At 59.2% G+C, this 18,455-nt stretch carries 15 protein-coding genes and 2 pseudogenes; 5 read left to right on the top strand and 12 right to left on the bottom strand.

Annotated features, from left to right (window positions below):
- Window positions 1-125: 125 nt before the first annotated feature.
- The 3 genes from KHO33_RS00775 to KHO33_RS00765 form a co-directional block, all read right to left on the bottom strand.
- The gene (locus tag KHO33_RS00775) at window positions 126-1,295 is read right to left on the bottom strand and encodes an alpha/beta fold hydrolase (protein ID WP_236074646.1); all 1,170 of its coding nucleotides are present in this window, start codon (window positions 1,293-1,295) and stop codon (window positions 126-128) included.
- Window positions 1,288-2,193 (bottom strand): aldo/keto reductase, encoded by a 906-nt coding sequence (locus KHO33_RS00770; protein ID WP_200562074.1) that lies wholly within the window; start codon window positions 2,191-2,193, stop codon window positions 1,288-1,290. The genes KHO33_RS00775 and KHO33_RS00770 overlap by 8 nt, the downstream gene beginning before the upstream one ends.
- A gap of 117 nt (window positions 2,194-2,310) precedes the next feature.
- On the bottom strand, window positions 2,311-3,405 hold the full coding sequence (locus KHO33_RS00765) for an alpha/beta fold hydrolase (RefSeq protein ID WP_200562076.1): 1,095 nt from the start codon (window positions 3,403-3,405) through the stop codon (window positions 2,311-2,313).
- A 226-nt stretch (window positions 3,406-3,631) separates the two neighbouring features.
- Here KHO33_RS00765 and KHO33_RS00760 point away from each other — a divergent pair, with 226 nt between their 5' ends.
- Window positions 3,632-4,579: a GlxA family transcriptional regulator gene (locus KHO33_RS00760; protein WP_054041342.1), complete on the top strand. Its 948-nt coding sequence runs from the start codon at window positions 3,632-3,634 to the stop codon at window positions 4,577-4,579.
- 502 nt (window positions 4,580-5,081) lie between these two features.
- Here KHO33_RS00760 and KHO33_RS00755 read toward each other — a convergent pair.
- Both KHO33_RS00755 and KHO33_RS00750 read right to left on the bottom strand, forming a co-directional pair.
- Window positions 5,082-5,315, bottom strand: coding sequence for a hypothetical protein (locus KHO33_RS00755; protein WP_407946150.1), 234 nt, complete (start codon window positions 5,313-5,315; stop codon window positions 5,082-5,084).
- A gap of 223 nt (window positions 5,316-5,538) precedes the next feature.
- Entirely contained in the window at window positions 5,539-6,258 is a 720-nt protein-coding gene (locus tag KHO33_RS00750) for a Crp/Fnr family transcriptional regulator (RefSeq protein ID WP_200562080.1), read from the bottom strand.
- A 313-nt stretch (window positions 6,259-6,571) separates the two neighbouring features.
- On the opposite strand from KHO33_RS00750, the gene KHO33_RS00745 reads away from it, so the two are divergent.
- The 3 genes from KHO33_RS00745 to KHO33_RS00735 all read left to right on the top strand — a co-directional run bounded on the left by KHO33_RS00745 (window position 6,572) and on the right by KHO33_RS00735 (window position 8,360).
- On the top strand, window positions 6,572-7,162 hold the full coding sequence (locus KHO33_RS00745; RefSeq protein WP_054042588.1) for a BPSL1445 family SYLF domain-containing lipoprotein: 591 nt from the start codon (window positions 6,572-6,574) through the stop codon (window positions 7,160-7,162).
- Between the two features lie 60 nt (window positions 7,163-7,222).
- Window positions 7,223-8,032: a PRC-barrel domain-containing protein gene (locus KHO33_RS00740; RefSeq protein ID WP_200562082.1), complete on the top strand. Its 810-nt coding sequence runs from the start codon at window positions 7,223-7,225 to the stop codon at window positions 8,030-8,032.
- 94 nt (window positions 8,033-8,126) lie between these two features.
- Entirely contained in the window at window positions 8,127-8,360 is a 234-nt protein-coding gene (locus KHO33_RS00735; protein ID WP_200562084.1) for a hypothetical protein, read from the top strand.
- Window positions 8,361-8,491: 131 nt separating this feature from the next.
- Here KHO33_RS00735 and KHO33_RS00730 read toward each other — a convergent pair whose 3' ends face one another.
- From KHO33_RS00730 to KHO33_RS00715, 4 genes and pseudogenes are all read right to left on the bottom strand, one after another.
- The gene (locus KHO33_RS00730; protein ID WP_236074645.1) at window positions 8,492-8,722 is read right to left on the bottom strand and encodes a chaperone modulator CbpM; all 231 of its coding nucleotides are present in this window, start codon (window positions 8,720-8,722) and stop codon (window positions 8,492-8,494) included.
- A 138-nt stretch (window positions 8,723-8,860) separates the two neighbouring features.
- Window positions 8,861-9,197 (bottom strand): annotated as a pseudogene (locus tag KHO33_RS00725) (DnaJ domain-containing protein); the annotation flags it as partial.
- A 59-nt stretch (window positions 9,198-9,256) separates the two neighbouring features.
- Window positions 9,257-9,517, bottom strand: a pseudogene (locus tag KHO33_RS00720) (alcohol dehydrogenase); the annotation flags it as partial.
- A 94-nt stretch (window positions 9,518-9,611) separates the two neighbouring features.
- Window positions 9,612-13,649 carry a CheR family methyltransferase gene (locus KHO33_RS00715; RefSeq protein ID WP_200562090.1) on the bottom strand — a complete coding sequence of 1,346 codons (4,038 nt, stop codon included), beginning with the start codon at window positions 13,647-13,649 and terminating at the stop codon, window positions 9,612-9,614.
- Between the two features lie 165 nt (window positions 13,650-13,814).
- Here KHO33_RS00715 and KHO33_RS00710 point away from each other — a divergent pair, with 165 nt between their 5' ends.
- Entirely contained in the window at window positions 13,815-14,534 is a 720-nt protein-coding gene (locus KHO33_RS00710; RefSeq protein WP_200562092.1) for a Crp/Fnr family transcriptional regulator, read from the top strand.
- Window positions 14,535-14,726: 192 nt separating this feature from the next.
- On the opposite strand, the gene KHO33_RS00705 is transcribed toward KHO33_RS00710, so the two are convergent.
- The 3 genes from KHO33_RS00705 to KHO33_RS00695 all read right to left on the bottom strand — a co-directional run bounded on the left by KHO33_RS00705 (window position 14,727) and on the right by KHO33_RS00695 (window position 18,336).
- Window positions 14,727-15,854 carry an aminotransferase class V-fold PLP-dependent enzyme gene (locus KHO33_RS00705; protein ID WP_200562094.1) on the bottom strand — a complete coding sequence of 376 codons (1,128 nt, stop codon included), beginning with the start codon at window positions 15,852-15,854 and terminating at the stop codon, window positions 14,727-14,729.
- A 336-nt stretch (window positions 15,855-16,190) separates the two neighbouring features.
- Complete coding sequence (locus KHO33_RS00700) at window positions 16,191-17,399, bottom strand: hypothetical protein (RefSeq protein WP_200562096.1); 1,209 nt, start codon at window positions 17,397-17,399, stop codon at window positions 16,191-16,193.
- 430 nt (window positions 17,400-17,829) lie between these two features.
- A complete protein-coding gene (locus tag KHO33_RS00695; RefSeq protein WP_200562098.1) occupies window positions 17,830-18,336 on the bottom strand; it encodes a hypothetical protein in 507 nt (168 codons plus the stop codon).
- Window positions 18,337-18,455 lie beyond the last annotated feature (119 nt).

The following is an 18,455-nucleotide window of genomic DNA, read 5'->3' as shown; positions in this document are numbered from 1 at the left end:
AAAGGGCTGTTGGATCTGTGGCACGTCGGGATGCTTGATTAACCTCATGCGAGGAAGCTTTGCCTCAGCCAATCGACGAACTGGTTCACTTCGACCGGGAAACGTTCATGAGGCCGGTCCACCCGCTACAACCCGCTTGTCTTAAGCCACGAACGAATCGCTTGGACAAGTTCAGCCTTACGCTCAAGCGGAAGCCAGTGACCAGCGGGCAGGTTCGTTACGGAAAGGTCGGCGCAGGCGCTGCGCATGGGTTCTCCGAGGCGACTGCGGTTGATGTCGCAGATTGCGTCCCAATCACCGTTGACGAACAAAACAGGCTGGCGTAGCTGGCCGCCTTTCGGCGCTGTGCGCGCGTAGGCAATGTTGGCGGTGTCGTTCAGGTACCAGGCATTGACCGAACGGAAACCACTGACATCGAACGCATCGACCAGCGCGTTAAAGTCGGTGGGCGTCCAGAGCGCCGGATCAGGCGGCGTCGCCGGAGCGCGACGCGCCGAGCCATAACGCCCACCGTTCTTTGTGATCAAGGCGGACGGAGAGACCTGGCCGACAGACGCAGGATTGCCGCGCCGATAGAGCGACGCGAGCGTTGCCGGGGTGTCCGCCTCGAAATCGCTAACCGTCTGGCTGAAGTGCGTCAGGTAAAAGCGGAAGTAATCCCACTGCCCATCCGGATATTGATCCGCAGGGTACAACTGACGGTCGATCAGCGGCACGAGATTGGGCAGCGCGAAGCCCTCCGGAAAGTAAGGGACTGAGATCAGCACCACGCCGCGACTGCGCGCCCCGTGGTGTGCAGCGAGCGCTCCGGCCACGGGGCTTCCCCAGTCGTGGCCAACCCAGATTGCTGGGCGCGCCCCCAAATGGTCGTGCAGTTCGACCATGTCGTGGACGATCTCGTTCAAGGCATAGGCCTCGGAAGCGGCCGGTGCCGATGAGCCGCCATAGCCACGCATATCCGGTGCAACGCAGCGCCAGCCTTCGGATGCGAACGCCTCGATCTGCGCGCGCCACATCAGGCCGATCTCTGGCCAGCCGTGGAGGAAGATCATCAAAGGCCCATCGGCCGGGCCAGCCTCCAGGTAGCGCGTTGTGTGACGCGGCGAGCTGAAGGTATGCACGGTCAGGTTAGGGACATTATCTGAACTGGCACCGACGACCACCGTGCCGCCGGCAGCGCTAGACCCAGACCCAAAAGCTGCCTTACTCATCAACAGACTTGCACCAAAGGCGGTTCCATTGGCGAGCAGACTGCGGCGCGACATGGCTGGCATAAAGAGGTCTGGTTTAGTCACGATTGATTATAGGAAAGGTTTGCGGACTCACCTGCTCCGGGTCCGGTCCGCCACGTTCGCCGGTGTCGAGCGCGCTGATTGCCTGAACTTCCTCCGACGTAAGTGCGAAGCCGAAGATATCGATGTTCTCGGCAATCCGTTCCGGGCGCACGGACTTCGGGATGGGAGACGTGCCCAACTGGATCTGCCAGCGCAGGATAATCTGCGCCGAGGTCTTTCCATATTTCCTGGCGAGCAGCACCACTGTCGGATGGGAGAGAGGATCATGCATCTCCTGCGAGGTCTTCGCCTTTTCTCCGTCGCGTTTGATGCCGCCAATCGGGGACCACGCCTGGGTGATGATTCCGTGCTTCTCATCAGCTTCGCGAAGTTCACGCTGAACGAAGAATGGATGCAGTTCTACCTGATTCACAGCGGGAATATGACCCGTCTTCTCAATCAGACTGTGGAGATGGTTGGAACTGAAGTTGCACACGCCAATCGCTCGAACGCGCCCTTCCTCAAGGAGCTTCAGCGCGGCTTTGTAGGCATCGATAGTTGCCTCAAAGGCCGAAGGGACCGGCCAATGAATCAGATACAGGTCCAGGACATCGAATCCCAGCTTCAGAAGACTTCGGTCGAAAGCACGAAGGGTCTGGTCATAGCCGTAGTCGGTGATCCACACCTTGGTCGTCACGAAGACGTCCTCCCGAGGGACGCCAGACGAGCGGATACCTTCTCCAACCTGCTGCTCGTTCATATAGGCCGCAGCGGTGTCGATCAGCCGGTATCCATTTGCGACTGCCGATCTGACCGCAGCTACGGTTTTCTCAGGCTCGCTACGAAACACCCCAAGTCCGAATGCGGGCATCTCAATTCCATTGTTCAACCTGTACACGGGGCTTTTGCCTGTCACCATCGTTAAATCCGTTTCAGTTGGATGTAGTTCTTGCCGGCGCGGCTGCTGCAAAGTGCGTGGGATCGGGTGCCATCACGCAGGATAGATGTCTCTTCCCCGTATCAATCCCATTGCGAGTCAGGTGGGCGTTACGGTTTGCAGAAACTTCACGAGTTGCTCATTGACCACATCAGGGGCTTCGTGTTGTACCCAGTGGCCCACATTGTCGAGTTCGAGACCGCCAACGAGACCGGGAACGCCGGAGCGCATCTGATCCATGGTCAGCGGATAAAGCTCTTTCAAGCCATCCGCCTTCCCCCAGATGAAAAATGAAGGCTGGGTAATCCTGGCGCCCTTCCAAGGAGCGGACAGGTAGAAGTACGGTTCAGCGGCCCGATAGTAGTTCAGGGCACCGTGAAAGCCGGTGCGCTGAAATTCCGCCACGTTATAAGCGACGTAATCAGGCTCCGCCCATGACGGTAACGGTCCGGGGGCCGCACGGTGAAGGCTGCGTGCCGGATCCATCGGACTCCACCGCTTGTCTGCGGGAGCGGAGCCCGATGCCCAGTACAGCATTCCTGGAATGGTCACCGTGGCGTCGGCCCAGATCTGATCGGCGTCCGGCCGGATCTGTTCGAACATGTAGAAATCATCCTGGTGGCCGGACCTGCGCATCTTCTCGAAGACGCTGACATCCCCACGAGGAACGAATGGCACGCTCAGACAGAACACGGCCTTGAATCGATCGGGACGCATCAACGCTGCTTGCCACACATGCGTTGCACCCCAGTCATGACCCACAAGGACAGCGCTTGGAATCTTCAACGCATCGAGCAGGCCAACCAGGTCGCCGACCGTTTGCAGTGGCGTGTACAAGGTTGGGTCCGTCGGCGCCGAACTGCGTCCATAGCCGCGCATATCGGGAGCAATTGCCCGATATCCGGCAGACGCCACCGCTTTCATCTGCCGGCGCCACGTGTAGGAAGTGTCCGGAAACCCGTGGCAGAAGAGTACGGCTGGCCCATCTCCCTGTTCGGTTACGTGCAGGGTGATGCCATTGGTATTGACGTCGTACTCCTTGATACCCGGTACGCCGCCGGTTCCAGGGCTTTGCGCCTGCGCCCCGCGATCCAGCAGCAGGCTTGCACCAAAGGCCGTCCCGCTCGCAAGGAACACGCGGCGCGAGATAGAGGGTGCAGGAATAGACACTGTTCCAGAGAGGTTGCTTTCCATAGGGGTTTCTCGATTGGTCCGATGTGAGACTCGGGAATCCGCTAATGGTAGAAGCCCTCAACGAGGCGGGAGGGACGTATTTCCGACAATTCTGGCCATGCTGGCGCGGCCACTCTTATCGGCATCGGGATCGCTGGTTAGAATCACAGCTCAGCAGGCGACGGCTCGCGCCAGGCGCCAGCGTGCAGGACGTAACGGTATGTCCTGCTATTTTCCGGGACCTATCATGCTGCGCATTGGCTACATCGTCGTTCCAGGCTTCCAGGTCATGGTTTTCGGCGGACTAACAGTGTTTGAGCTCGCAAACCGACTGACCAAGGAGCCGTACTACGAGATACGTCTGATATCTGAAAGCGGTGGGCCGGTTCAAAGTTCTCTCGGATACTCCGTCATGACGGATAGTTTCGCTGAAGGTGGGTTCGATACGGTGATCATCGGCGGCGTCATCACTGGCGCGTACCCGGCGAGCGCCGCGCTGATTGAATATTTAAGAGGCGCGGTGAAAAACACCCGGCGCGTTGCCTCAATGTGCACGGGTGCGTTCTTTTTGGCTCAAGCCGGCGTTCTGGACGATCGGCGTGCCACGACTCACTGGGCACACGCGCGCGAATTGCAGACGACGTATCCGAAAGTCAAAGTCGAAGAAGATCGGATATTTATCGTGGATGGTCCAGTATGGACATCCGCGGGCATGACTGCGGGGACCGATCTTGCGGTTTCGATGGTGGAAAGAGATCTTGGTGCAAAGGTAGCGCGAATTGTCGCCAAGCGAATGGTCATGTTCCATCGACGTGCCGGCGGACAGCTACAGCACTCCACACTGCTGGACCTCGATGCAAAAACTGACCGAATACAAACCGCGCTGGTCTACGCGAAAAGCAATTTGCACACCCCACTGACGGTAGACAGACTCGCTGAAGCCGCCAATCTGAGTGTGCGGCAATTTAGCCGGGCGTTCCGTGAGGAGACCGGGCAATCACCTGCGAAAGCTGTCGAGAACTTGCGGTTGGAAGCAGCGCGACTCATGGTCGAGCAGGGCAGGCTGCCGATTGACGTCGTTGCGCGGGAAACGGGTTTTGCTGATCCAGACAGAATGCGCCGTGCGTTTCTGCGAGCTTTCGGTGAGCCACCTCAGGCTATTCGCCGCAACGCGCGTGAGCACGCCGACAATTGAGGTATCAACTAGCTGTCATGAGCACGGCGCACGGTCCAGAATTTCGCATCAATCGAATGACCGATAACGTCGAAGCTGCGGCCGTCGCTCGCACATTCGCGACTGGCCCTTAGTGGCCGCAAGCTAACAGCTAGGCTATGGAGGCTACCGCCCCTCGTGTTCGTCTGCCTCGCCGTCGCGGAGTATCCGCAGCACGGCGTTTGCTGATTGTCGCCCTTCACGACAATCACTTAACGAAGGAAGCAATTCGGGTGAGGGCGAAGAAGCGGCCGCGGCCGCCGCCGTATTGGCAAGCTGATCGCCGTTACTCAGCGATTGAAAAGCGCGCCGGGCGGCGTTGCGGCGATTTGGTGGTCCGCTCAACGCGCGGGCTGGCGCCGCGGATGAAGAGGATCGCGCAGATAGCTACCATCGTCCAAATGCTGAGAATTACGGTCAAGGCACTCATTTCAGTCTTCAGAAGTTCGACACTGCGATTAGTTCTGTCTGGCCTGACGGCCAATCAATGTGTCGTAGGTTGGTCGGTACCTTTGAGCAATAGCTCATCGATCAGGCACGTGGCCAGTGCCAGTTGCTTTTCGAGCGATACGCGCGCTACTTCCGCACCCACCGTGTCGCCACGTGCGACAGCGTTGTGAGTCTGCGTCGCGAGGCGCAACACGGACTCCGACGCGAGGTGCAGGCCGCGCATCATGCCCGCGTCGGAGTACGGCGCAGGACCGTTCCAATCGGACATAGATACGTCCGGCAGGTCAACTTCGAACTGGTAACTTTTGTCGTGGCGGAAAGACATCTCAAGCTCCCTGCGCGATTGGCACGATGTCAGTGTGCGCCGACGATGGGGAGTCCAATCCGTTAAAAAGAAGCCAATTTTGGAGTTAATCCGTCGCCATCGAAAGAACGAAAAATTTGCTAAAAATGGGGCCGGGCCGCTACTCGCCCGACGGAATAATGCGCGTCTATATCGCCCTCAGATCAGGCAACAACCGGTCGAACTCCCGTTTCACCACGCCATAGCACTCGCACACACGCTTTTCGAGTCCAGGTCGATCCAGTACCTCGATGTGGCCATGACCGTAGCGGATCAGCCCCGCGTCCTGGAGTTTCAGCGCCGCTTCCGTCACGCCGGATCTGCGCACGCCAAGCATGTTGGCGATCAGCTCCTGTGTCATCTTCAGCTCGTTTGACGGCAAGCGGTCCATGCTGAGCAGCAGCCAGCGGCACAATTGCTGGTCGATCGAATGATGCCGGTTGCAGACGGCGGTCTGGGCCATCTGTGTAATCAATGCCTGGGTATAACGCAGCAATAACCGCTGCACCGGGCCAGCGCGATGGAATTCCTCTTTCAGGATGCGCGCATCCAGTCGATACGCCTGTCCTGCGCTTTGCACGACTGCCCGGTTTGGCGTTGTTTCACCGCCCATGAAGAGCGCAATACCGATGATCCCTTCGTTGCCCACAATTGCGATCTCGGCGGACGCGCCGTCCTCCATCACATAGAGCAGCGATACGATGGACGTTGTCGGAAAATAGACATGATCAAGGCGATCGCCAGACTCGTACACGACCTGCCCCAAGGGCATTTCGACCGGTACGAGATACGGCTCCACGCGCGCCCGCTCTGCTTCCGGCAGAACCGAAAGCAGGTGGTTTTCTTTGAAATGTTGCTCGCTTTCCATTTATCGCTCCCCGACATCCCGTCCAGAAACTGCACCGTTTTCGCAGAATTGTTCTTAACAGTATCAGGCATCAGCAGTAGTTGCATGAATGCGCCAGACGAATGGGGCGAGGACGTCGAACCAGACTAAACCCTGTTTAAATTATAGTTCGCGTGCGTCTGGTGGTACGTCGCGACGCGCCACCGACCACGCCTTAACGGGTCTGCGCGGATTGTGCGTTTGAACATAGACAGATCTCTGTACGTTGTCGTACCGCTTTCTGCCGCGCGTGCGCGTAGCGTGACTTCTATCGTTGACCAGCGCGGAGAAAATCATGCTTAGACGAACCTTTATCTGGAGCACATCCGGATCGCTTCTGGTGCTCGGCGCAGCGCTCTCGGGTTGCACTACCACCTCTTCTTCCGATGCGAGCCGCAGTCAGCAGATGGACAAGCGCCGCACCATCGATGCAGGCGTCGACTCGACTCTGACTCGCCTGTACGGTATGGCAAGCGGATCACGCGAACTGGTCGGCAAGGCGCACGGTGTACTGACGTTCCCGTCGGTGATCGATGCCGGCTTCGTGGTCGGCGGTCAGTATGGCGAAGGCTCCTTGCGCGTCGGCGGACACACGGTCGGCTACTACAGCACGGCGACCGGTTCGATCGGCTGGCAGATCGGCGCGCAATCGCGCGCAATCGTCTTCCTGTTCATGACCGACGAGTCACTCAACCGCTTCCGTAGCAGGGACGGATGGTCGGCTGGCGGCGACGCCTCCGTGGCCCTGCTGAAAGTCGGTGCGAACGGCAATCTCGACACTAGCACCGCGACCGGACAGGTCGACGCTTTCGTGTTGACCAACACTGGCCTGATGGCGGGCGCGTCGCTGGAAGGCACAAAAGTCACGCGGCTCACGTCGCTTTGAAATTGAGGCCGAGGGACGCGCGTGATGTGCGCCCTCGTCGAAACACAGGGTAGAGAAACCATGTTACGAAGCATGCGAGACTTGCACGGAAGCACAGTTAGCGCAGTGGACGGCGACATCGGCTCAGTTAGCCAGGCCTATTTCGACGACGAGTCATGGGGTGTGCGCTACCTGGTGGTCGAAACAGGCAATTGGCTCAATGACCGGCAAGTGCTGGTTTCGCCGTATTCGGTGAAACACACCGATCCCGGATCGAGCGTCGTGCATGTCGGCCTCTCTCAGCAGCAAGTGAGGGACAGCCCAATGCTGGACGCCCACAAGCCGGTATCGCGGCAGCACGAGATCGAGTATCTGCGCTACTACAGCTATCCGACCTATTGGGGCGGCCCAAATCTATGGGGGATGGGCGCCTACCCGGCCTATGACCCAACGGGTGTAGCGCCTGACGCCCTGCCCGATGAGCCACCAGGGCCAACCCAGGATACGACCAAACCGCAACCCGACGTCCATCTGCGTAGCACCGACGAGGTCAAGGGCTACCACCTCAAGACGGCCGACGGCAGCATCGGTCACGTATCGGACTTCATTTACGACGACACCGACTGGGCGATTCGTTACCTGGTCGTAGAGACGCACAACTGGTGGCCCGGTGGCAAGGCCGTGCTCATCGCGATTCACTGGATAGACGAAGTCGACTGGTTCGATTCAACCGTATCGACGAAATTGACGCGTGACGTCATCAAGAATAGCCCAGCTTATGACGACTCGATGCCGATCGACCGGCGTTACGAGGTCGTGCTGCACCAATTTTACGACAAGCATGGATATTGGTCGGACGCAGGCGCCGACGAGCCAGTCGCATCGGAATAAATCGCCGCACGGACCACGGTCCTCATCAAGTCCGGACCGTGCCAGATCAACCGAAAACGAGAACCTTCAAAGGCGTTTAAGGCGGGAGCAGGTCATGAGGCAGAACATTCAGAAGTTGTATCAAGCCCGTATCCATACATTCACCCCCGAATGTCAGGAACTACAGGACGGGACATTCGATTTTCATCTTCGGCACGCTGTTGAAGGCTGCCTTCCTTCGGCCGACAAGCACTACGACGTCGGCGTTTTTGCGACGAGCAAGGAAGGCTATGCGGCAGCACTTGCGTACGGCGACAAATACATTGCGGAACATAAGTTCGGAATGTAGCCGCGCCGACTGTTATCGATGAACCGCGAGCTTTACCCAGCAGCGACGACGGCCAATGTGGCTGTCGTTTACTCAGACGGGCGACACCATCGCGGACAGAATCATCTCAAGCCTGCGTGAAGCGAACTGCCCTATCGCCTCAGATACCGCGCTCGCAAGGCTTCGATTTCATCAAGCAGATCAAGTGCGAGCGCGATGCCGGCAGCGTTGATCTCGAGATCCTGCGCGAGATGGCGAGCCTTGCGGGCGCGGCGCAATGAGACGCCGTCGAAGTGCGGGCCATCGTCCTCGCTGACGTATTTCGGCTCAATCGCGCCTTGCTCGATCCATTCAACGAGCTGGACTTCAGAAGCACCGGACACCCGGCACAATTCGAGTAGCGTGAACTCCACCTGCTCCTCGACGATCAGGCATTCGAGCCAGCCAGTGCGCGATACGTTCATGATGCATCACCTGAAAAATGCGCGCGCGGGTTGAAGTCGCATGCCTGGCATGTTCTCCGCGAAACAGTGCCTCGAAGAATTCGCTGAAGCGTGCATCCTCGGCTCCGCGGTCTTCCCCGCCGCTGAATTCGAAGCCCTCGTCCCACTGCGGCGGCGGCTCGAAGTCCTGACCATTGCGCCACTGGTCGCCCATCCGGTCGTAGGCCGCGCGCTTTTCCGTGTCTTTGAGCACGCTGTACGCCTCGCCGACCTCCTTGAAGCGTGGCTCCGCGTCGTCGAGTTTGCTCAGGTCCGGGTGATATTTGCGAGCGAGCTTGCGATACGTCCGCTTGATATCGTCCTGCGTCGCGCTGCGCGGCAATCCCAGCACTTCGTAATAGTCTTTGTATTTCATATCGAAGGCCTATGAGAGAGGCCGCGCTAGAGCGGTAACACTATCGTCGCGGCGAACGGCTATGCCGAGATGATCACCTTCAGCGCGCGCGTGTCCGCAGCACGCTCGAAGGTCTCGTAGGCGTCAAGAATCTGATCGAGTCGGAAGCGATGCGTAACAAGAAGCCTGGCGTCGAGCTTGCGGGCGCGCAACGTGTCCGGCAGCATCGGTGTACTGACGGTATCGACCAGCCGCGTGGTGATGGTGATATTTCGGTCCCGCAGGTTTTCCAGATGAAGATCCACCTTCACGCCATGCACGCCGACATTCGCAATCGTCCCGATCAGGACGCGTTCGCCGGGCTTGAACCCACTCTGCCGTATCACCCGGAAAAAGTCGGTATGGTGGCAGACCGCATGGCGGCTGAGGGAACCTCTACATGCGTGGTGTCCCCTGCGTCCCTGCGCCAAATAACCGGATCAAGGCTTCATAGTCGACCGGCTTGGTCAGATGATGGTCGAACCCAGCCTCGACTGATTTGAGGCGATCCGCCGGCAGTCCGTATCCGGTGACGGCCACCAGGATCACATTTCGATTTGCCCCGGATTCGCGTAGCCTTCTCGCTACTTCGTATCCGTCCATGCCTGGGAGTCCGATGTCGAGAAGTACGAAGTCAGGGTTGAAGGTTGCCGCAGCGCTGAGCCCCGAAACACCATCTACGCGCGTCTCGACCTGATGACCCTCATTGGCGAGAAGCATGCCCAACGCCTCACTCGCATCGGCGTTGTCATCAATAATCAGAATTCGCTGCGGGCGTGCGGCGACCGGTGCCGGCTGCGCACTGATCCGATCTCCGGGGACGGGTCCCGGACCGAGAGGCAAATCGACGACAAACTCACTGCCAGTCTTGCCGTCGCTAATGGCCCGAACCGAACCGCCATGCAACTCGACCAGTCGCCGCGCCACGGACAGGCCAACACCCAGGCCGTTGTTGCGCTGGCTGCCGGATGCGGGCCCCTGGACAAACATGTCGAAAAGACTCTCCAGCATCGAGGACGGGATACCATTCCCGTTGTCTTTGATGCTGAGCGAAAGCCGATGTGCCGCGGTGGTCGCCCGCAGTTGTATGGAACCGCCCGGCGCGGTGTATTTCGCCGCGTTGATGATGATGTTCTCGATGACCTGCGACAGGCGGGTCGAGTCTGCGTTTAACCAGATGGGCTCTTCAGGCAGGGAGACGGACAATGAATGGCGGCGCTCATCGACGATCGGCTGGCAAACTTCGATGGCGCTCTGGACGATTGTTTTCAGCAGAACCGTCTGTCGATTCAACTCGATGCTGCCACTCGTTATCCGGGTGATATCGAGCATGTCGTTCACGAGGTGCATCATTGCGCGCCCCTGCCTTTGAATGACGCCGGCGGCCCAGTCCTTCTGCGTGACCGGAACCGTTTTCGACGCGAGCAAATCTCCGGCGGAAACCAGCGCCGCAAGTGGATTGCGCAGCTCATGGCCGAGCATGGCCAGAAATTCGTTTTTTCGACGGTCGGCGACCGCCAGCTGTTCGGCACGCTCGCGAAGGTGAGCATTGCTCACGCTGCGGTTGACGAGATCGCGCTCAGTTGACGACACCGCAATAGCGTTGCCCGCGTCGTCCGACAGGACCGACAGCGTGAGCCAGATATCAACCACGCGTCCGTCCTTCGTTACCCGCTGTGTCTCGTAGGAATGCAGCGCCTCGTTGTGCTCAGCGTGGTGGATGAAGTCGAGATGATCCTGCCTGGCACCGCGTGGCACCAGGTCGGAGACGGTCATACGCAACGCTTCAGTCTCGCTATAGCCGTACATCGCGCTAGCCGCGCGGTTCCAGGCGAGAAAGCGGCCTTTGAGGTCGAATACCGTCACCGCGTCGTTCGAATCCTGAACTACTGCGGCAAGGCGCCGGGCGCGTTCGTCGGACAGCTTGACCTGGGTGATATCGGTCCAGGTGACCACGACGCCAGCAGGCGGCATTCCGCGAACCGCAATATAGGGCGTAATGCGGCGGACATACCATTCCGCGGTCGCGGTTTCGATTTCCTTTTCCACCTTCTCGTTGAGGCCCAGAAGTATCCTGTCGACCTCCTCCGGCAACGCGTTGCCGAGCGGGTTGCCGAGAACCTCTACGATCCTGCGCCCGATGTCCGGCGGCGCAAGTCCCAGGATCCTCGCCGCGCTGGGCGTAAACCGTTTGATCAGACCCTGCCTGTCGAGAAGCAGTGTTGATATTTCCGTGCTGGCAAGCAGATTCGTGACGTCCTCACTGAGAACCTCCAACTGATGGAGCTTCTGCTCGAGCTGGGAATTGACGACATTCAACTGTTCGTTGACAGCCTGTAGCTCCTCTTTCGACGTTTCGAGCTCTTCGTTCGCGGAGCGCAGTTCCTCATTCATCGAAAGGATTTCTTCGTTCGATACCCGCAATTCGCTATTGCTCTCCTCCAGTTCCTCGATTGTGCTGCCAAGCTCCACCTGCGTTGTGCGAAGCTCGCTCTCGAGGTGCCAGAGGTCGGAATCCGCGCCGGAGGGCGCCGTCGACACAGACCGGTCGGCCGTCGGCAACCTGGCGAAGATGACAAGCAATGCCTTGCCGGCATGCGTCGTGTCGAACGGTCGCGTCACCGTGATTTTCACCGCGGGCGCACCACCGTCAGCGACGATTTCACTGACCGACGAGGCTGCCTGGTCCTGGATCGCCCGGCGCAATACGATCCGCAGCTTGAGGCGCAGGCCGTCGCGCGCCATGTCGAGAATATTGCCGGTTGGCTCACCTGCCGGCTGCATCAGATATTCGTCCGTCGAGCCGCTCACGTAGAGCACCTGGTGAGCAGAATTGATCAGCACGGAAGCGGCATGGTGCTCTTCCAGCAGCGTGGCGTTGACCAGTTCCGCGTAACCCTTGCTGCGGACACCGACGCGGCTTGCGGGCGGGAATTCCTCGCGGCGTGCCGTACTTGCGGAAAACCGGTAGCCAGTGACAGCCGGTGCGATGACCGGACTGCGCTGGTAAATACGCCAGGCTCTCGACACCTCCTGGAACTGGGTGGAATCGGGATCGGTACTTTCCGATCGTCCGAGAAACAGATAGCGCTTCGGATTGAGCGCGAAGTGGAATAGCTCAAATACCCGCTGCTGGGCTTCGGGCTCGAGGTAGATCAGCAGGTTCCGGCAACTGATCAGATCGACGCGGGAAAACGGCGGATCGGCAATAAGGTTCTGCGGGGTGAACAGAACCGTTTCGCGAAGTTCCTGCCGGATCTGGAATCCATCGCTGTGCGCCTGAAAGAAACGCTCGAGCCGCGCTTCACCCACCGGTGACGCGACGCTGGCCGAATAGATGCCCTGACGTGCGCGTCCCAGCGCAACGCGGTTCACGTCGGAGGCAAGGATCATGAACGGCCGCGTCACCCGGCGCTTCTCGATCTCCTCGGTCAGCAGCATGGCCATCGAATAGGCTTCTTCGCCCGTTGCGCATCCCGGCACCCATACACGAATTGGCTGCTCGCTCTGCGGCTCCTCCAGCAGTACGCTCAGCACGCGTTCGGACAGCGCGGTCCACGCATCAGGATCGCGGAAGAACTCCGTCACACCGATCATCATATCGAGACTGAGTGCCTGAACCTCCTCCGGCGAGGCCGACAGGACGCCGCAATAGGCATCAAGGCTATCAATCCGGTTGACCGCCATGCGGCGGGCAATGCGACGCTGAAGCGTCCCCCGTTTGTAGCCCCTGAAATCTGATCCGGCAGCCGCAAGCGCCCTGAGCACCGGTTCAAGATCGACTGGCCGCGCGGCATCCACCGCGGCTAGCGACGTCCCGGCCGTGGATCGTGTGATGTAATCGAACAGCGCAGCAGGCATGTTTTCGACCGGCAGCACATAATCGACCAACCCCGTTGCGATTGCATGGCTTGGCATTGCGCTGTGCTCCGCCGTGTCAGGCGTTTGCGCCATTACCATGCCGCCCTCGGCCTTGATCGCTCTCAGGCCCGCTGAACCGTCCGCGTTCGCGCCAGTGAGCACGATCCCGATAGCACGGTCCCGTTGGTCAGCCGCTAGTGACGTGAAGAACGCGTCGATCGGCATGGGGATTGCTGGACGATCAACGGCGGCACGCAGCCTGAAGGTATCTTGCTCGATAACGACAGACACCTTCGGCGGAATGACATAGACATGTCCCGCGCGCAGTGTTGCGCCATCCTCAATGGCTGACACGGGTAAACGCGTGTCTTTGGCCAGCAATCCGGGGAGGTGACTCTCCGAACCTGGCGCCAGGTGGACCACGATGACGAAGGCAACATCGCTCGGAATTGCGGAAGCCGCCCTGAAAAACAGGCTCAGCGCGTGAAGGGCACCGGCCGACGCGCCGATCGCGACTATGCGGGGGGCGACTGTTGTACCGGGCGCGGTGGAATTGTTAGTGAAATTATTCATGGCGCACCGCAGGAGACTGCTGGATCGCCAGTGTAGCGCCTATTACATCGCGACCGATCGAACTTGAGGTACAGGCGTATTTCTTATGTCGTCCGGCGTTGCGAACGGACCTGACGAAAATGACCAACTGTAAAGTTGCCTGACCGTCTGCGGGGGATGCAATAAATGTTGAAAGAAGATAGTCGGAACGGTAATAACCTGCTCTCCGTGCTGAACGAAGTGGAGTGGGCTCGCGTCGCTCCGCATCTGATGCCGGTGGATATGCCATTGGGACAGGTCGTGTACGAGGCTGGCGATCGTCTCAACCACGTCTATTTCCCGGCGACATCGATCGTTTCGTTGCTGTACGTATTGGAGAACGGCGCATCCGCCGAGATTGCCATAGTGGGTAACGAAGGGATCGTTGGCATCGCGCTCTTCATGGGCGGTGAAACCACACCGAACCGGGCGGTTGTGCAAAGCGCCGGACGCGCATATCGACTGGATGCCCGTGTCCTGAAAGAGGAATTCCATCGCGCGGGTGCGCTGCAACGCCTGTTGTTGCGATATACCCAGACATTGATCACGCAGATCGCGCAGACAGCCGCGTGCAACAGGTACCACTCAATTGACCAGCAACTGTGTCGATGGCTGCTGCTGAGTATTGACCGGCTACCGTCGAATGAACTGACGATGACGCAGGAACTGATCGCCAACATGCTTGGCGTCCGGCGTGCTGGCGTGACAGAAGCGGCAGTGAAACTGCAGGATGCGGGGCTGATCCGTTACAGCTATGGCCGCATTGAGGTGCTGGACCGAACTGGACTCGAAAGGCGCGTGTGCGAATGCTACAGCGTTGTCAGGACAGAGTGCGAAAGACTGCTGCCAGATCCGAAGGCGGCGTGACGGTTCCTGGCCGGTTGCTCCCTGACGCGGAACAGGCTGCAAGCGAACATTCATCGGCAATACCAGGTAACAACGAACGTCGGCAACGGCCGAACAGTGCGCATAGCCCATCCGCCAAGCCTCGGGTTCCACCTCCCGAGGCGGTCGCGATGACAAGCAATACGCACATCCTCCGCAAAAGGAAAAACCGCCCTAAAGAATACTGTCGAGCGCCTTCGCGAGCCTGGCCACCGCACCTTCAACGTCATGCAGTTTGTCCAAGCCGAATAACCCAATACGGAAGGTCTTGAAATCGTCAGGCTCGTCGCATTGAAGGGGAACGCCAGGCGCGATCTGCAAGCCGGCATCAGCAAACTTCTTACCGGATCGTATTCCGTCATCGTCCGTGTAGCTGACGACGACGCCCGGAGCCCCAAAACCTTCGGCCGCCACGCTTTTAAAACCCTTGTCCACGAGGAGTGAGCGAACGCGCTTGCCGAGTTCAAGCTGCTCTACTCTCACTTTATCGAAGCCGTATGCCTCGGTCTCCTTCATGACGTCACGCAACGTAGCGAGACCGTCCGTGGGCATCGTTGCGTGGTACGCGAACCCACCGTTCTCGTAGGCTTCCATGATCTGCAGCCACTTGCGAAGGTCACAAGCGAAACTGGTGCTGGTAGTTCCGTCGATTCTTTCGCGGGCAAGCGGGCTAAGCATAACCAGCCCGCAACACGGTGACGCGCTCCATCCCTTTTGCGGCGCGCTGATCAGGACGTCAACGCCGCTCGCCTTCATGTCGACCCAGACCGTGCCGGAGGCAATGCAATCCAGTACAAACATGCCGTCGACGTCATGCACAGCATCGGCCACCGCGCGCAAATAAGCGTCCGGCAGCATGATCCCGGATGCGGTTTCGACATGCGGCGCAAAGACCAGATCCGGCTTGTTTTCCCTGATCGCAGCGACCACCTCTTCGATCGGTGGCGGTGCATAGGCAGCCTGTCTGCCTTGTTCGACCGGGCGCGCCTTCAGCACGATCGATTCAGACGGAATGCCGCCCATGTCGAAAATCTGCGACCAGCGAAAACTGAACCAGCCATTGCGAATCACCAGACACTTCTTGCCCGTCGCGAACTGCCGGGCAACGGCTTCCATGCCGAACGTCCCGCTGCCCGGCACAACCACGGCCGACTTCGCGTTGTAGACTTTCTTCAGAGAACCGGAAATATCACGCATCACTCCTTGAAAGAGCTGCGACATATGATTGATTGATCGGTCGGTGTATACGACTGAATACTCGAGCAGTCCCTCGCGGTCGACATCGGGAAGTAAGCCTGGCACGTTTGTCTCCGGTTTTAGATGAATATAAGGATCGCAAACACATTCTAACGAAAGCCGCCTGTAACGGTATCGGCCGAGACGCCCCCGTTACCCATCCAGCAAGTTTCTGGCATGAACCAGCCGTCGAGTCACGCTGGTTGGGAATGCTCCAGTGGCGGCAATCGATACGATTATGGACCTTCACAGGAATCGCCATGATGGGCGATAGGAGTCACGGCAGTGCCATCGCACGTGTCCGGCATGCGCATGTTGTTTCCATTATGGAAACGGGACGCCTGTAACGGCCCGTTGCATACGTGAGTCAGCGCGCCCAGCGGCCCATGCGTGTGAGTGCGCCTACTCCCATCCCTGATATCCGGCAGGCTGCGCCGGATTGCCGTAACCGGCGGGATACGGCCGTCGCATTTCAGGCGGCGTGTACATCTCGTTGTATGCCGGATAGGCAGGCGGGCGGCCCACTATGATGACCTGCTGCGCCGCCGCTTGAGCGGGTGGCCGAGGTACATAGGCGGACTGCGCGTCAACCGGTTGGTACCGCGCGGGCGGATACGGAACTGGCGCGTATTGGTTAGCTTGAACAGTTCGAGGCGGCGGTGCGTATTCCCGCCTGGCGTACCCACCTGACTCCTGAGACTCTGTTGAAGTCTGGTTATAGGCCGGCACCGCTGCATATTGCTGGGGCTGCTGATTCTGATATTGGCGGGCTTGCCGGTTGTAAGCCGCTTGAGTTCCCTGCTCCGCCGCGTATTGCGGTTCCTCATCGGCCTGCCGATACTGCGGCACCGCCCGCTGAGCGCTCTGCACATCGCGCCTCTGCGTCACCTGCGCGTCGTCATCATGCGGCAATGCCGTCACGGCCTGCGTCGGAATCAGTATGGGCGGCTCGGACTCGGTGCCAAACAGCTTCGGCGGCGTGGTCCGGGTAGAAACCTGCTTCAAAGGCAAGGGCGGCATTTCAGCTCGCTTAGGCGGCGTAACCCGCAGTGAAGCCTGCTTCACCGACGCGACCGCGACCGGTGCAGAGACCCGCTTCGGCGGCGCAGACGCGACTTGCGTGGGGGCGTGCTTCAGCGGCACAGGGGCCGCCTGCGCGACGACCTGCCTGGGTGGCGTGGCTCGCGCAACAGCATCCCGCTTCGGCGCTGTGACCGGTGCGGATACTTGCCTCGGCGACGCGGCTTGCGCTACGACCCGCCTTGGGGGTGCAACCCGCTCGGCAACTGGCTTCGGCGATGCGGGCATGGCCGGCGCAGCAGGCTGCTTTTGCCGATGCTTCACCTCGTCGCCCAACGTCGCATAGGATTTCGAGTCTTCTCTCGCGCGCGCGTTATAGCCGATGAAATACGCATAGCGCAGGTCTGCCAGGCGCGCCTGAATGTCGGCATCAGTGGAGACGCGTTTTTCGCCGGGGTCGAGAGAGGCGTCGACGGTCGAGTCTTCGAAGGCCGAGGGTGCAGCATCAGCGGCACGGGCGGATTCGGAATGCAGCGCGCCTACCGAAGACATAAGCGCAGCGGCTACCGCGACGAGCACTTTTTTTTCCATACTTTCACCTCGGAATTCCGTGCGACAGACCGCGTGGGATTCTCCAATCTCCGGATCGGACCTTCACTCGCGCTTACGGGATATCGACTATTTTTAGCACGTCCTTGAGGCCCCAGGGTAGTGCTTCCGGGTATAACCCAGGCGAAAGCCTATATGCCGGACGACCGTAGCAATACTGGCGTTGTCGGTTCGGAAATTCTTGCCTGTTCGGCGGCTATAGAACCGACGAGCATGTCATCGCTGGCAGCGGCGATGAGGAGTGTGTTTACGCCGGGAACATCTGGCGTGTGAATCGATTCGGTCGTGGTCACGATCTGGTCGTGGTCAGGGAGGTTCGGCTTCGGACGGGATTCGGCCACTTTCGGACGGCCGACGTCGTGGCCTGAATTGTTGAGACCTTCAAGGCCAAGTTGACTGGATGCGCCGTCCGCTACCTTTTCAATAGGGCCACGTAGTAGTCGGCGATGCTGTCCTCCGCCCCCTTTGTGATCCGATTGAATACTCGTCCCCATGGCCAGAAGCTGGAACCTGAGGTGGTTTGCAGACCCGGGAATCGGCTTCCGCCAAGGGTGACCATACCCCATTCGCCACCATGATTGCGGCGATACACCTCTCCGACGTAACTTCCGTAGGCTTTCGCAAACGACATAACTTGTTCGTCCGTAGGCTTGGGACTCGTGCCGACGTAGGATGAACTCATTTGCGCCAAGGCCTTTTCGACATTTGCAATACTCGCGTCCGACCAGTCGAGTTTTATTCCAAACTGTTTTGTGGAGAAGTCGACGGCGTCTAGCGAGTAGGCTTCCGCAATTTTCTGGATTTTTGGATCAGGAGAAAAGGACTGATCAGATGGGGTTTCTGCCAGAGCAACTCCACCGCGAACGCAAGCCATCAGGACGATCAGCGCTAACAGGAAGCGCTTTACGATTGTTTTCAAGAGGATTCCCACTCCAAGACAACTCTGAGTCGCTGCAGCGAGTCGGAGTGTTGAATTTTCGCCTCGACCGATCTTATACGTCGGAGCCGCCTATAAGCTATGTGAACGGCAGCTTTCGG

It is taken from the genome of Paraburkholderia nemoris, from assembly GCF_905221015.1.
GTDB classification, from domain to species: domain Bacteria; phylum Pseudomonadota; class Gammaproteobacteria; order Burkholderiales; family Burkholderiaceae; genus Paraburkholderia; species Paraburkholderia nemoris.
Note: the sequence above shows the minus strand (reverse complement) of the source record. Positions and strands in the feature narration are given on the sequence as shown.

Bases quoted from the DNA above. Each gene is read 5' to 3' on its own strand.
- KHO33_RS00770 (WP_200562074.1), bottom strand. From the start codon at position 2,193: ATGGTGACAGGCAAAAGCCCCGTGTACAGGTTGAACAATGGAATTGAG.
- KHO33_RS00765 (WP_200562076.1), bottom strand. From the start codon at position 3,405: ATGGAAAGCAACCTCTCTGGAACAGTGTCTATTCCTGCACCCTCTATC.
- KHO33_RS00760 (WP_054041342.1), top strand. From the start codon at position 3,632: ATGCTGCGCATTGGCTACATCGTCGTTCCAGGCTTCCAGGTCATGGTT.
- KHO33_RS00755 (WP_407946150.1), bottom strand. From the start codon at position 5,315: ATGTCCGATTGGAACGGTCCTGCGCCGTACTCCGACGCGGGCATGATG.
- KHO33_RS00750 (WP_200562080.1), bottom strand. From the start codon at position 6,258: ATGGAAAGCGAGCAACATTTCAAAGAAAACCACCTGCTTTCGGTTCTG.
- KHO33_RS00745 (WP_054042588.1), top strand. From the start codon at position 6,572: ATGCTTAGACGAACCTTTATCTGGAGCACATCCGGATCGCTTCTGGTG.
- KHO33_RS00740 (WP_200562082.1), top strand. From the start codon at position 7,223: ATGTTACGAAGCATGCGAGACTTGCACGGAAGCACAGTTAGCGCAGTG.
- KHO33_RS00735 (WP_200562084.1), top strand. From the start codon at position 8,127: ATGAGGCAGAACATTCAGAAGTTGTATCAAGCCCGTATCCATACATTC.
- KHO33_RS00715 (WP_200562090.1), bottom strand. From the start codon at position 13,649: ATGAATAATTTCACTAACAATTCCACCGCGCCCGGTACAACAGTCGCC.
- KHO33_RS00710 (WP_200562092.1), top strand. From the start codon at position 13,815: ATGTTGAAAGAAGATAGTCGGAACGGTAATAACCTGCTCTCCGTGCTG.
- KHO33_RS00700 (WP_200562096.1), bottom strand. From the start codon at position 17,399: ATGGAAAAAAAAGTGCTCGTCGCGGTAGCCGCTGCGCTTATGTCTTCG.